The following is a 13,390-nucleotide window of genomic DNA, read 5'->3' on the forward strand; positions in this document are numbered from 1 at the left end:
GCGACGCCCTGCGCCATAGCGCCGCCGTCCAGGCCCTGGGCGAGCTGGAGCAGGCGCTGGACGAGCTGCCCAGTTCGCTGGCCGCCAACCTGCGCCCCAGCCTTGCCGAGTTGCAGGGCTTTACCGCCAACCAGCTGCTCGCCGCCGGCAAGCTCTCCGGCGACCCGCAAGGCCTGCTGCTGCAGGCCGAACGGGAGATGGATGGCGCCCTGGAGCAGCTGGCCCAGTATGCCGACAGCAGCAACGCCAGCGCCGCCGCCGACTACCGCCGCCCGCTGTTCAACGCCGCCCGTCATTTGGCCCGCCTGGGCCATGCCCGCGACCGCCTGATCAGCAGCGGCCGCAGCGAACTGGCCAGCGAGCTACAGCGCGAACTGACAGCCCTGCAGCGCCAGGCCGAAAGCCTGCAGACCCTGCCCCTGCTCGGCGTCGAGGAAACCGCCAGCGCCGCCAGCAGTTTCGCCGACCTGCTCGGCCTGGACAGTGACAGCAGTGAGCAGCAGGCCGAAGACCGTGGCGTGGCCCTCAAGCGCGATTTCGCCAGCCTGATCCAGCGCTACCCGGCGGAGCTGCAACGCACCCGCGCACTGATCGAGCAGCGCGGCCAGCTGGCCAGCAGCACCCGCCAGCAACTGACCCAGGTGCAGGAACAGCTGGCGGCCCTGGAACCCCTGGTACGCGCCGAACACGGGCGCATCCAGGGCGAAGTGCAACTGATCCTCGGCCTGATGATCGGCCTGATCCTGCTGATCGCCCTGGTGGTGGACCGCATCCAGCGACGCCTGACCCAGATCCTCACGCGCCTGGTGCCCTCCCTCTCGGCCTGGGCCCAGGGCGATTTCGCCACGGATGTGCGCCTGGGTTCGAAGATCCGCGAACTGGGCGATATCGAGGCCTCGCTCAACCGCCTGCGCGCCTATCTGGTCGATTTGGTCGGCACCATTCGCGTGCACGCCGAGGAAGTGGTGGGTTCCAGCCGTACCCTGGCCGACCTCAGCGGCGGCTTGCATGTGGGCGCCGAGCGCCAGGCCGGCGACACCGCACAGATTCGCGATGCCCTTGGTGAGCTGCAGGGCACCATCGCCCAGGTCGCCGGCGATGCCAGCCAGGCCGCCGACGCCAGTCGCGATGCCGACCGCGCCCTGGAAAAGGGCCAGCGGGTGATTCGCCAGAGCCTCGACGGCCTGCATTCGCTGGTCGACGAGGTGCAGGGCAACGCCCAGGCCATCGAGCGCCTGGCCGAGGAAACCACCACCATCGGCAACGTGCTCACGGTGATTCGTGGCATCGCCGAACAGACCAACCTGCTGGCGCTCAACGCCGCCATCGAAGCGGCCCGAGCCGGTGAGCTTGGGCGCGGCTTTGCCGTGGTGGCCGACGAAGTGCGCTCGCTGTCGCAACGCACCAGCGGCGCCACCGAGGAAATCCAGAACCTGATCGCCCGCCTGCAGCAGGCCGCCCTGCAATCCGTGCAGGCCATGCGCATTCAGGTCGAGCATGCCGAGGCCACCGCCACCCAGGCCGAAGCCGCCGACGGCGCCCTGGACGAGATCGTCGCCGCCATCCGCACCATCGCCAGCATGGCCGAACGCATCGCCGACGCCACCGCCCAGCAAAGCGGCGCCGCCACGGAAATTCGTGGCCATAGCGAGCGCATCCATCAATTAGGCGGGGAGAACCTGCAACGCATCGGCCAGGGTCGCCACCAGGGTGAACAGCTGCTGCAGCTGGGTGGGCAGCTGAATACCGCCGTGCAGGCCTTTCGCCTGTAACCGCTGCGGGCCCGCGCCGAACCTTCCGTCCGTCCGCAATATCCGCTGACACCCTGCGCCACCCGGTCGCCTGGGGTCGGCGCGCGGACTTGGGTATGATGCGGGCACATCCGCTTCGCGAGACTGTCATGCACCGCCTGATCTGCCTGCTTCTGCTGCTCTGCGCCCTGCCTGCGGGCGCCAACCTGTTCGACAAGGCTCCCTCGACCCAATTGTTCGGTGAGCCGCTGAACAACAGCGCTGATTTTTTGCCGGTGCGCGAAGCCTTCCGTCTCAACCTGCTGGAGAGCAGTGCCGACTCGATCAAGCTGCAGTTCGTCGCGGCCGAGGGCTACTACCTCTATCAGCATCGTTTCAGCTTCCGCAGCGAACCGGCCGACAGCGGCCTGGGTGACGCACGGTTGCCCGCCGGCACACCCAAGACCGACGAGTACTTCGGCGATGTCGAGGTCTACTACGGCATCGTCGATATCGAGATCCCCCGTGATCGCCCCCAGGGCCAGCCCTTCGACCTGCATGTGGGCTATCAGGGCTGCGCCGACAAGGGCCTGTGCTACCCGCCGGAAACCGAGGTGCTGCGTATCGGAGGCGAAGCCGGCGGCAATGCGCCCGCTACGCCGGGCAGCGCCTGGAGCTGGAGTGACCTGGCGCTGTTCTTCCTCGGCGGCCTGGCCCTGACTTTCACCCCCTGCGTACTGCCGATGCTGCCGATCCTCAGCGGCGTGGTGCTGCGCGGACAGCCAGGCGGAGCGCGCAGCCTGGCCCTGGCCCTGGCCTATGTCCTGCCCATGGCCCTGAGTTTTGCCGTACTTGGCGCGCTGATGGGCCTGTTCGGCGCCGAACTCAATCTGCAGGCGCGCCTGCAATCGCCCTGGGTGCTGGTGCCCTTCGCCCTGTTCTTTGCCCTGTTTGGTGCCGCCAGCCTGGGTTTTCTGGAGATGCGCCTGCCAGCCGCCATCGACGCCCCCCTGCAGCGCCTCAGCCAGCGCCTGCATGGCGGCACCATCTACAGCGCTGCGGCCCTTGGCGTGCTGTCCAGCGTGCTGGTCTCGCCCTGCGTCTCGGCGCCCCTGGCCGGTGCCCTGCTGTATATCAGCGCCAGCGGTGACGCACTCGGCGGTGGCCTGAAACTGCTGGCCCTGGGCCTGGGCATGGGTACGCCCCTGGTGCTGTTTGCCGTCGGCGGCGGCGCCCTGCTGCCCAAGTCCGGCCCCTGGATGCTCACCGTGCGCAACCTGTTCGGCGCCCTGCTGCTGGCGGTGGCCATCTGGCTGCTGGAGCGGGTGGTGCCCGGCCCGGTCAGCCTGGCCCTGTGGGGCTTGCTGGCAGGCGGCGTGGCCCTGTGGCTCGGCGCCCTGGAGCTGACACCCAAGACCCATCACCAGAAGCTCGCCCAACTGCTCGGCCTGCCGCTGCTGGTCTATGCCCTGGTCGCCTGGTTCGGCGCCCTGCAGGGCCAGGATGACCCGCTGCGCCCCCTCGGGCGCATGACCGCAGTCGCCGAGGCCAGCGCACCGCTCAAGAGCGACTGGCAGACCCTGACCACCCCAGCCGAACTGGACGCCGCCTTCGCCCGCGCCCGCCAGGCCGGCCAGCCGCTCTTGCTGGACTGGTACGCCGACTGGTGCATCAGCTGCAAGGTGATCGAACGTGAAGTGCTGGGCGATCCGAGCGTAAGCAGCCAGCTGGGGAGCTACCAGCTGGTGCGCTTCGATATCACTGAAAGCAACGCCGCACAGCGCGCCCTGCTCGACCGCTACCAGCTGTTCGGCCCGCCGGCCATCCTGCTGTTCGACGCCAAGGGTGACGAATGGCGCGATCTGCGTGTCGTAGGGGAGATCGACGCCGCAACCTTTGCCGCTCGCCTGGGTAACGCCCGCGAACGCTTCTAAGCCGCTCGGTCATATATCTGACGCAATCTGCGGCCATCGTGTTGGCTACTGCAGGCAACTGGACAGTCTCTGCCCAGCTGCGGCATAGTCCTGCGCAGCGCAAAAACAAGGAAGCATCGCCATGGCGACCCTATTGGTACTGCACGGCCCCAATCTCAACCTGCTCGGCACCCGCGAGCCGGATAAATACGGCGCCACCACCCTGAGCGAGATCAACCAGGACCTGGAGCGTCGCGCCCGCGAGGCCGGCCATCATCTGCTGCATCTGCAGAGCAATGCCGAATACGAGCTGATCGAGCGTATTCACGCCGCAAAAGGCGAAGGTGTCGACTTTATCCTGATCAATCCCGCCGCTTTTACCCACACCAGTGTCGCATTACGTGACGCGTTGCTGGCGGTGAGCATCCCATTCATCGAAGTGCACCTGTCCAACGTGCACAAACGTGAAGCCTTCCGCCATCACTCCTACTTTTCCGATGTCGCAGTCGGGGTGATCTGCGGTCTGGGCGCCAGTGGTTATCGCCTGGCCCTGGAAGCGGCACTCGAACAATTGGCTGCGCGCGAGTGACTCGACGCACAGCCACACAGCCCTACCTCACCTCTGGGAGTTGACCATTCATGGATATTCGTAAAGTCAAAAAGCTGATCGAACTGCTGGAAGAGTCCGGTATCGACGAGCTGGAGATTAAAGAAGGCGAAGAGTCGGTGCGCATCAGCCGCCACAGCAAGCAGCCGGCCTATGCGCCGCAGCCGATGTACGCCCAGGCCCCGGCCGCCGCACCGGTAGCCGCCCCTGCCGCCGCCCCGGTGGCTGACGCCGCCCCGGCCGCACCCAAGCTGAACGGCAGCGTGGCCCGCTCGCCGATGGTCGGCACTTTCTACCGCGCGGCTTCGCCGACTTCGGGTAACTTCGTCGAAGTGGGGCAGACCGTGAAGAAGGGCGACATCCTGTGCATCGTCGAAGCCATGAAGATGATGAACCACATCGAGGCCGAAGCCAGCGGCGTGATCGAATCCATCCTGGTGGAAAACGGCCAGCCGGTTGAGTACGACCAGCCCCTGTTCACCATCGTTTGATGCGCGGGGAGCCTGCAATGCAGAAGCTGGAAAAAGTCCTGATCGCCAACCGTGGCGAAATCGCCCTGCGCATCCTGCGCGCCTGCAAGGAACTGGGCATCAAGACGGTGGCCGTGCACTCCACCGCCGACCGCGAACTGATGCACCTGGGCCTGGCCGACGAATCCGTCTGCATCGGCCCGGCCTCCGGCGCGCTGTCCTACCTGAATATCCCGGCCATCATCAGCGCCGCTGAGCTGACCGGCGCCACCGCCATCCACCCGGGCTATGGCTTCCTCGCCGAGAACGCCGACTTCGCCGAGCAGATCGAAAACTCCGGCTTCGCCTTTATTGGCCCGAAAGCCGAGACCATCCGCCTGATGGGTGACAAGGTGTCGGCCAAAGAGGCCATGATCAAGACCGGCGTACCGGTGGTGCCCGGCTCTGACGGCCCGCTGCCGGAAGACGAAGAAGAAGCCCTGCGCATCGCCCGTGAAGTGGGCTACCCGGTGATCATCAAGGCCGCCGGCGGCGGCGGTGGTCGCGGCATGCGCGTGGTGCACAAGGAAGAAGACCTGATCAAGTCGGCCAAACTGACCCGCACCGAAGCCGGTGCCGCGTTCGGCAACCCGATGGTCTATCTGGAAAAGTTCCTCGGCAACCCGCGCCACGTGGAAGTCCAGGTGCTGTCCGACGGCCAGGGCAACGCCATTCACCTGTACGACCGCGACTGCTCGCTGCAGCGCCGTCACCAGAAGGTGATCGAGGAGGCTCCGGCCCCCTATATCGATGAAAAGGCCCGCGCCGAAGTGCTCAAGCGCTGCGTCGATGCCTGCGTCGAAATCGGCTACCGCGGCGCCGGCACCTTCGAGTTCCTCTACGAAGACGGCCGCTTCTACTTTATCGAGATGAACACCCGCGTGCAGGTGGAGCATCCAGTCACCGAGATGATCACCGGCTTCGATATCGTCAAGGAGATGCTCAGCATCGCCGCTGGCAACAAGCTGTCGATCAAGCAGGAAGACGTGAAGATCCTCGGTCACTCGGTCGAGTGCCGGATCAACGCCGAAGACCCGGACAACTTCATGCCCAGCCCCGGCAAGGTCAAGCACTTCCATGCCCCGGGCGGCAACGGCGTGCGCGTCGACTCGCACCTGTACAGCGGTTACAGCGTACCGCCGCACTACGACTCGCTGATCGGCAAGCTGATCACCTTCGGCAAGGACCGCGACGAAGCCATGGCGCGCATGCGCAATGCCCTGGACGAGATCGTGGTCGACGGCATCAAGACCAACGTGCCCCTGCACCGCGACCTGGTGCGCGACAAGGGTTTCGTCAAAGGGGGCGTGAATATCCATTACCTGGAGAAGAAACTGGGTATGGATAAGCACTAAACCCATGACCTGCTGCGCGTCGGCGGCCCTGCGTTAAAAGTGGCCGAGGAATGCTCATTTACACATGTAAACTCCGCTTCCTCAGCCACTTTGACCAGCCAAAGGCTGTTACTACGTAGCGCCTTGTTCCGCTCTAGCTCGCGAGGTCATGACTGAAATGCTCAACAAGGGCTGCCATTCGGCAGCCCTTGTCGTTTCAGCGACCGAACTGGCAAGCCGCCTACCCCATCAAGTAAGCTGCGCGCCAATTTGCGCCGTCCGCCACAGTGTTCACGAGGTATGCCATGCCCTGGTTACAAGTCCGTCTCGCCATTACTCCGGAACAGGCGGAAACCTTTGAGGATGCCCTGCTGGAAGTGGGCGCCGTCTCGGTAACCTTTATGGACGCCGAAGACCAACCGATTTTCGAGCCGGATCTGGGCACCACACCCCTGTGGTCGCACACCCACCTGCTCGCCCTGTTCGAGGCCGATACCGATGCCAACGCGGTATTCGCTCACCTGCAGTTGCTGATCGGCAGTGAGCTGCCGGAACACCAGGCCGAGGTGATTGCCGACCAGGACTGGGAGCGCAGCTGGATGGATGGCTTTAAGCCCATGCGTTTCGGCCAGCGCCTGTGGATCGTGCCAAGCTGGCACGCCGCGCCGCAGCCTGAGGCGGTCAATCTGCTGCTCGACCCGGGCCTGGCCTTCGGCACCGGCACCCACCCGACCACTGCGCTGTGCCTGGAATGGCTGGACGGCCAGAACCTCACCGACTGTAACGTCATCGACTTTGGCTGCGGCTCGGGGATTCTGGCCATCGCCGCCCTGCTGCTCGGCGCGCCCCAGGCCCTGGGCACCGATATCGACCCTCAGGCACTGGAAGCCTCCCGCGACAACGCCTCGCGCAATGGCATCGAGCCGGCACGTTTCCCGGTCTACCTGCCGGCGGATATGCCGCAGCAGCCCGCCGATGTGGTGGTCGCCAATATCCTCGCCGGCCCGCTGGTGGCGCTGGCGCCGCAGATCACCGCGCTGGTCAAGCCCGGCGGGCGCCTGGCCCTGTCGGGGATCCTCGGCGAACAGGCCGAAGAGGTGCGCGCAGCCTACGCGGCGGCCTTCGACCTCGACCCCACGGCGGAAAAGGATGGTTGGGTACGGATCAGCGGTATTCGCCGCTGACTGCCGTTTTTTCAGGGACATACGTTAGACTAGGCGCCGGCCGACCCCACGGTCGGCCCTCGCGACCTTCGCCTGGCCGGATTGCCACATGACCCAGAGTTACGTCACCCAGTGCCCCCATTGCCGCACCAGCTTTCGCGTCAACCCGACGCAGCTGGCCGCCGCCCATGGAGCGGTGCGCTGCGGGGCCTGCCTGCATGTGTTCAATGCCGCCCAGCAGCTGCGTGAAAGCGGCGTACTGCCTGCTGCACCCGCCCCCCAGGCAGTCAACAAGCCGGCGCCGACACCAGAGAAGCCTGCCGCGCCCGTTCGCCCACCTGCCGCACCCGCACCCGCACCCGCACCAAGCCAGGCTGGCAACCCAGCCAAGGCCAACGACGATACCCTGTGGATTCATGACGACCTGGATCTGGACGACCTCGACTTGGATGAAGAACTGGCCAAGCTGGAGGCTCAGGAACAGGAGTTTTCCCGCCAGTTTCTCACCACCGAGGCCGCCCCTCAGCCTGCCGAGCGTCTGCTGCGGGCCAGCGAGGCCGAGCCGGTGGTGGATGAAAGCTGGACCCAGGCCCTGCTGCACGACAGCCCCGAGCCAATCAAGGCCAGCCCGCCATTACGCACAGTGCACCCCACACCGCCACCAGCGGCCGACGATAAACCCGTACCCGCAGCAACCACTAACCGCCCAGCCAGCAACATTAGTGCCGCCGCGCCCGGGCAAGAGCCCCTGGATACGCTCGGTCTGACGGCCGAGATCAGTGACCGCCGCGCCGATCACAGCTTCGACACACCGCCCGTGAACGCCCTGCCAGAGCATCCCGAGGCAGATGATGACGTTGAGGACGAAACAGCCCCGCTGCCACCCGACAAGCCCCAGCGCAACGAACCGGCCCTGCGTGACGACAATCTGTTTGAACTGGACGACGAACCCCTGCAACTCGACTGGCGCCCGCAACAGCGCAAGCCCTGGGGCCGCTGGCTGGGCTGGAGCCTGCTCAACCTGCTGGGTGCCAGCGCCCTGGCCGGCCAGTATGTGGCCTACAACTTCGAACAGCTGGCGCGCCAGGATCAATACCGCCCCTGGTTCGAGCAGCTGTGCCCGGCCATTGGTTGCCAGCTGCCATCCAAGGTCGATATCAGCCAGATCAAGAGCAGCAACCTGGTGGTGCGCAGCCACCCGCAGTTCTCCGGCGCCCTGGTGGTCGACGCCATCCTGTATAACCGCGCACCCTTTACCCAGCCCTTCCCGCTGCTGGAAATGCGCTTCGCCGATATCAACGGCCAGCTGCTGGCCAGCCGCCGCTTCAAACCGGGCGAATACCTGGCCGGTGAACTGGCCGGTCAGGCGCAGATGCCGCCGCAAACGCCCATCCATATTTCCATGGACATCCTCGACCCTGGCGCCCAGGCGGTGAACTACAGCCTGAGCTTCCACTCCCCCGAATAGTGCGCGCCAGACCCGGGATGACCGCCTGTCCAAACCCTCAGGCATAAGCCGACAGCTGTTCAGAATTTGTTCAAAACAGCCTTTATCCGGTCATCCAGAGCAGGTATGATCTCCCCCCTTTTCGAACTCTCCTATTGGTCTCAACAGCACGTCTCTTGAGCAGGGAAGCCCTATGTCGGCGCTATGCATCGGCCCCTACACACTGCCCAACTCGCTGATCCTCGCCCCCATGGCGGGCGTCACCGATCAGCCGTTCCGCCAGCTGTGCAAACGCCTGGGTGCCGGCCTGGTGGTGTCGGAGATGGTCACCAGTGATACGCGCCTGTGGCACACCCGCAAGTCGAGTCTGCGCATGATTCACAGCGGCGATGCCGAACCGCGCTCGGTACAGATCGCCGGCGGCGACCCCGAGATGCTCGCCGAAGCGGCGCGGCGCAATGTGGAACTGGGCGCACAGATCATCGATATCAATATGGGCTGCCCGGCCAAGAAGGTCTGCAACAAGGCCGCCGGCTCCGCCCTGCTCAAGGACGAAGCCCTGGTGCGCGACATCGTCCAGGCGGTGGTCGCCGCGGTGGACGTACCGGTCACCCTGAAAATCCGCACCGGCTGGGACCGCCAGAACAAAAACGGCGTGACCGTAGCCAGAATTGCCGAAGACGCCGGCATCCAGGCCCTGGCCGTGCATGGTCGCACCCGTGCCGACCTGTACACCGGCGAAGCCGAGTACGACACCATCGCCGCGATCAAACAGGCGGTGTCGATTCCGGTGCTGGCCAATGGCGATATCGACTCACCGCACAAGGCCCGCGCCGTGCTTGCCGCCACCGGCGCCGATGGCCTGCTGATCGGCCGCGCCGCCCAGGGCCGGCCGTGGATTTTCCGCGAAATCGAGCATTTCCTGCGTACCGGCCAGCAGCTGCCGGCACCCAGCCTGCTCGAAGTGGAACACATTCTGCTAGAGCACCTGACGGCACTGCACGCCTTCTATGGCGATGTAATGGGCGTGCGCATCGCCCGCAAGCATGTCGGCTGGTATCTCGCAACCCTGCCGGGCGCCAGGGAGTTTCGCGCCCAGTTCAACCGTCTAGACAGTACGGACGCGCAGTACACCAACGTTCGCCAGTTTTTCCGCGAACGCCATAACAACGGAGAAGGGGTGGCCGCATGACGTTGATGACCGAGACTTTAGTAATTGGAAGTGCACCCGTGAGTGACAACAGCAGTTTGAAGCAGCACCTGAGCACCGCCAGCGACGAGGGTCAGACCCTGCGCGGCGCAGTGGAAAAGGCCCTGCATAACTATTTTGCCCATCTTGAGGGCGCGGACGTCACCGACGTTTACAACCTGGTGCTCAGCGAAGTGGAAGCGCCCCTGCTGGAAAGCGTGATGAATTACGTCAAGGGCAACCAGACCAAGGCCTCCGAACTGCTCGGCCTGAATCGCGGCACCCTGCGCAAGAAGCTCAAGCAGTACGACCTGCTCTGACCCTGAACTCCCGAAAAGGGCGGCCCACCTGAGCCGCCTTTTTTGCTGATATTTCCTCTGCAGCTCTGATGGACTCTGAAATGACCGACCAGACCACCCGCCTCCCCGTTCGCCGCGCCCTGATCAGCGTCTCCGACAAGACTGGCATCCTCGAGTTCGCCCGTGAGCTCGAAGCCCTGAGCGTCGAGATCCTCTCCACCGGCGGCACCTACAAGCTGCTCAAGGACAACGGCGTGGCCGCCGTGGAAGTGGCCGACTACACCGGCTTCCCGGAGATGATGGACGGCCGGGTGAAGACCCTGCACCCGAAGATCCACGGCGGCATCCTCGGCCGTCGCGCCCTCGACGGCGCGGTGATGGACGAGCACGGCATCAAGCCGATCGATCTGGTCGCGGTCAACCTCTACCCCTTCGCCGCCACCGTGGCCAAGCCGGGCTGTGACCTGGCCGATGCCATCGAGAACATCGACATCGGCGGCCCGACCATGGTCCGCTCCGCCGCCAAAAACCACAAGGACGTGGCCATCGTGGTCAACGCCAGCGACTACGCCGGCATCGTGGAAAGCCTGAAAGCCGGCGGCCTGAGCTACGCCCAGCGCTTCGACCTGGCGCTCAAGGCCTTCGAGCACACCGCTGCCTACGACGGCATGATCGCCAACTACCTGGGCACCATCGACCAGAGCCGCGACACCCTGTCCACCGAAGACCGCGGCGCCTTCCCGCGTACCTTCAACAGCCAGTTCATCAAGGCCCAGGAAATGCGCTACGGCGAGAACCCGCACCAGAGCGCGGCGTTCTACGTCGAGGCCCAGCGCGGCGAAGCCAGCGTGTCCACCGCCCTGCAGCTGCAGGGCAAGGAACTGTCGTTCAACAACGTGGCCGACACCGACGCCGCGCTGGAGTGCGTGAAGAGCTTCGTCAAGCCGGCCTGCGTCATCGTCAAGCACGCCAACCCGTGCGGCGTGGCCGTGGCCACCGACGAGGAAGGCGGCATCCGCAAGGCCTACGACCTGGCCTACGCCACCGACACCGAATCCGCGTTTGGCGGCATTATCGCCTTCAACCGCGAACTGGACGGCGCCACCGCCCAGGCCATCGTCGAGCGTCAGTTCGTCGAAGTGATCATCGCCCCGAAAATCAGTGCCGAAGCTCGCGCCGTGGTCGCCGCCAAGGCCAACGTGCGTCTGCTGGAATGCGGCGAGTGGCCGGCCGAACGTGCCGCCGGCTGGGACTTCAAGCGCGTCAACGGTGGCCTGCTGGTGCAGAGCCGCGATATCGGCATGATCCAGGCCTCCGACCTCAAGGTGGTGACCAAGCGCGCGCCGACCGAGCAGGAAATCCACGACCTGGTGTTCGCCTGGAAAGTGGCCAAGTTCGTCAAATCCAACGCCATCGTCTACGCCAAGGGCCGCCAGACCATAGGCGTCGGCGCCGGCCAGATGTCGCGGGTCAACTCCGCGCGCATCGCCGCGATCAAGGCCGAGCACGCCGGCCTGCAAGTTGCTGGTTCGGTGATGGCCTCGGATGCCTTCTTCCCCTTCCGCGACGGCCTGGACAACGCAGCTGCCAACGGCATCACCGCGGTGATCCAGCCGGGTGGTTCGATGCGCGATGCGGAAGTGATTGCCGCCGCTGACGAAGCCGGTATCGCCATGGTGTTCACCGGCATGCGCCATTTCCGCCATTGATTGACTGGTGGATGGCTTCGGCCATCCACCCTACATCGCTTCATCGCGACCTCGAAATTCGTAGGGTGGATAACGCTTTGCTTATCCACCAAACGGGCCCCAGGCCCGCCTCCTGAAGGAGAATGCAATGAACGTATTGATCATCGGCAGCGGCGGTCGTGAGCACGCCCTGGCCTGGAAAGTGGCACAGGACAAGCGCGTCGAAAAAGTCTTCGTCGCCCCGGGCAACGCCGGCACCGCCACCGAAGCCAAGTGCGAGAACGTCGCCATCGACGTGCTGGCCATCGAGCAGTTGGCCGACTTCGCCGAGCAGAACGTGCAGCTGACCATCGTCGGCCCCGAGGCGCCGCTGGTGAAGGGTGTGGTCGACCTGTTCCGCACTCGCGGACTGGACATCTTCGGCCCCACCGCCGCCGCCGCCCAACTGGAAGGCTCCAAGGCTTTCACCAAGGACTTCCTCGCCCGTCACGCGATCCCCACCGCCGATTACCAGAACTTCACCGAAGTCGAGCCGGCCCTGGCCTACCTGCGCGAGAAAGGTGCGCCGATCGTGATCAAGGCCGACGGCCTGGCCGCCGGTAAAGGCGTGATCGTCGCCATGACCCTGCAGGAAGCCGAAGAGGCCGTGCGCGATATGCTCGCCGGCAATGCCTTTGGCGAAGCCGGTTCGCGCGTGGTCATTGAAGAATTCCTCGACGGTGAAGAAGCCAGCTTTATCGTGATGGTCGACGGCGAGAACGTGCTGCCGATGGCCACCAGCCAGGACCACAAGCGCGTCGGCGACGCCGATACCGGCCCCAACACCGGCGGCATGGGTGCCTATTCGCCGGCTCCGGTGGTCACCGCCGAGGTGCATCAGCGGGTCATGGACGAGGTCATCTACCCCACCGTGCGCGGCATGGCCAGCGAAGGCAACGTCTACACCGGCTTCCTCTACGCCGGCCTGATGATCGACAAGGCCGGCAAGCCCAAGGTCATCGAGTTCAACTGCCGCTTCGGCGACCCGGAAACCCAGCCGATCATGTGCCGCCTGGAAAGCTCCCTGGTGCTGCTGGTCGAGGCGGCCCTGGCCAAGGCCCTGGACAAGGTCGAAGCCACCTGGGATCCGCGCCCCACTGTCGGCGTGGTTCTGGCCGCCGGTGGCTACCCGGGCGACTACGCCAAGGGCGATGTCATCATCGGTCTGGATGAAGCCGCCCAGCTCGACGGCAAGGTGTTCCATGCCGGTACCGCGCTGAAAGATGGCCAGATCGTCACCGCCGGCGGCCGCGTACTCTGCGCCACCGCCATCGGTCGCACGGTGGCCGAAGCCCAAGAGCAGGCCTATCGCCTGGCCGGGAAGATCCGCTGGGAGGGTATGTTCCACCGCAACGATATCGGCTATCGGGCCATTGCCCGCGAACGCGGCGAGGCCTGAGAGCCTATTTACGACCGGCTGTGCGTCGGTCCTACTGCGTTAAAAACAGGCTCGAAATGCTCATGTACACCAG

General features: G+C 65.2%; 11 protein-coding genes. All 11 read left to right on the top strand.

The window, feature by feature from the left end:
• Positions 1–728 precede the first annotated feature (728 nt).
• The 11 genes from GJV18_RS18960 to purD all read left to right on the top strand — a co-directional run bounded on the left by GJV18_RS18960 (position 729) and on the right by purD (position 13,317).
• Complete coding sequence (locus tag GJV18_RS18960) at positions 729–1,772, top strand: methyl-accepting chemotaxis protein (RefSeq protein ID WP_407692370.1); 1,044 nt, start codon at positions 729–731, stop codon at positions 1,770–1,772.
• A 128-nt stretch (positions 1,773–1,900) separates the two neighbouring features.
• The gene (locus tag GJV18_RS15940; protein ID WP_160347399.1) at positions 1,901–3,664 is read left to right on the top strand and encodes a protein-disulfide reductase DsbD; all 1,764 of its coding nucleotides are present in this window, start codon (positions 1,901–1,903) and stop codon (positions 3,662–3,664) included.
• Positions 3,665–3,785: 121 nt separating this feature from the next.
• A complete protein-coding gene (gene aroQ / locus GJV18_RS15945) occupies positions 3,786–4,232 on the top strand; it encodes a type II 3-dehydroquinate dehydratase (protein WP_160347401.1) in 447 nt (148 codons plus the stop codon).
• Positions 4,233–4,282: 50 nt separating this feature from the next.
• Complete coding sequence (gene accB / locus GJV18_RS15950) at positions 4,283–4,741, top strand: acetyl-CoA carboxylase biotin carboxyl carrier protein (protein ID WP_160347403.1); 459 nt, start codon at positions 4,283–4,285, stop codon at positions 4,739–4,741.
• Between the two features lie 17 nt (positions 4,742–4,758).
• Positions 4,759–6,114: an acetyl-CoA carboxylase biotin carboxylase subunit gene (gene accC / locus GJV18_RS15955; RefSeq protein ID WP_160347405.1), complete on the top strand. Its 1,356-nt coding sequence runs from the start codon at positions 4,759–4,761 to the stop codon at positions 6,112–6,114.
• Between the two features lie 284 nt (positions 6,115–6,398).
• Positions 6,399–7,277 carry a 50S ribosomal protein L11 methyltransferase gene (gene prmA, locus GJV18_RS15960; RefSeq protein ID WP_160347407.1) on the top strand — a complete coding sequence of 293 codons (879 nt, stop codon included), beginning with the start codon at positions 6,399–6,401 and terminating at the stop codon, positions 7,275–7,277.
• Positions 7,278–7,365: 88 nt separating this feature from the next.
• The gene (locus GJV18_RS15965) at positions 7,366–8,724 is read left to right on the top strand and encodes a DUF3426 domain-containing protein (protein ID WP_160347409.1); all 1,359 of its coding nucleotides are present in this window, start codon (positions 7,366–7,368) and stop codon (positions 8,722–8,724) included.
• Between the two features lie 172 nt (positions 8,725–8,896).
• Entirely contained in the window at positions 8,897–9,895 is a 999-nt protein-coding gene (gene dusB / locus GJV18_RS15970; RefSeq protein WP_160347411.1) for a tRNA dihydrouridine synthase DusB, read from the top strand.
• Positions 9,892–10,212: a DNA-binding transcriptional regulator Fis gene (fis, locus tag GJV18_RS15975; protein WP_160347413.1), complete on the top strand. Its 321-nt coding sequence runs from the start codon at positions 9,892–9,894 to the stop codon at positions 10,210–10,212. Before dusB ends, fis begins: the two co-directional genes overlap by 4 nt.
• A gap of 80 nt (positions 10,213–10,292) precedes the next feature.
• Positions 10,293–11,900 carry a bifunctional phosphoribosylaminoimidazolecarboxamide formyltransferase/IMP cyclohydrolase gene (purH, locus tag GJV18_RS15980; RefSeq protein ID WP_160347415.1) on the top strand — a complete coding sequence of 536 codons (1,608 nt, stop codon included), beginning with the start codon at positions 10,293–10,295 and terminating at the stop codon, positions 11,898–11,900.
• 127 nt (positions 11,901–12,027) lie between these two features.
• Positions 12,028–13,317, top strand: a complete 1,290-nt coding sequence (gene purD / locus GJV18_RS15985) for a phosphoribosylamine--glycine ligase (RefSeq protein WP_160347417.1) — start codon at positions 12,028–12,030, stop codon at positions 13,315–13,317.
• The last annotated feature ends 73 nt before the right edge of the window (positions 13,318–13,390 follow it).

The organism is Pseudomonas xionganensis (genome assembly GCF_009763245.1).
Taxonomy (GTDB): Bacteria; Pseudomonadota; Gammaproteobacteria; order Pseudomonadales; family Pseudomonadaceae; genus Aquipseudomonas; species Aquipseudomonas xionganensis.

Excerpts from the sequence above, each read along its gene's own strand:
- GJV18_RS18960 (WP_407692370.1), top strand. The coding sequence starts at position 729 with ATGATCGGCCTGATCCTGCTGATCGCCCTGGTGGTGGACCGCATCCAG.
- GJV18_RS15940 (WP_160347399.1), top strand. The coding sequence starts at position 1,901 with ATGCACCGCCTGATCTGCCTGCTTCTGCTGCTCTGCGCCCTGCCTGCG.
- aroQ (WP_160347401.1), top strand. The coding sequence starts at position 3,786 with ATGGCGACCCTATTGGTACTGCACGGCCCCAATCTCAACCTGCTCGGC.
- accB (WP_160347403.1), top strand. The coding sequence starts at position 4,283 with ATGGATATTCGTAAAGTCAAAAAGCTGATCGAACTGCTGGAAGAGTCC.
- accC (WP_160347405.1), top strand. The coding sequence starts at position 4,759 with ATGCAGAAGCTGGAAAAAGTCCTGATCGCCAACCGTGGCGAAATCGCC.
- prmA (WP_160347407.1), top strand. The coding sequence starts at position 6,399 with ATGCCCTGGTTACAAGTCCGTCTCGCCATTACTCCGGAACAGGCGGAA.
- GJV18_RS15965 (WP_160347409.1), top strand. The coding sequence starts at position 7,366 with ATGACCCAGAGTTACGTCACCCAGTGCCCCCATTGCCGCACCAGCTTT.
- dusB (WP_160347411.1), top strand. The coding sequence starts at position 8,897 with ATGTCGGCGCTATGCATCGGCCCCTACACACTGCCCAACTCGCTGATC.
- fis (WP_160347413.1), top strand. The coding sequence starts at position 9,892 with ATGACGTTGATGACCGAGACTTTAGTAATTGGAAGTGCACCCGTGAGT.
- purH (WP_160347415.1), top strand. The coding sequence starts at position 10,293 with ATGACCGACCAGACCACCCGCCTCCCCGTTCGCCGCGCCCTGATCAGC.
- purD (WP_160347417.1), top strand. The coding sequence starts at position 12,028 with ATGAACGTATTGATCATCGGCAGCGGCGGTCGTGAGCACGCCCTGGCC.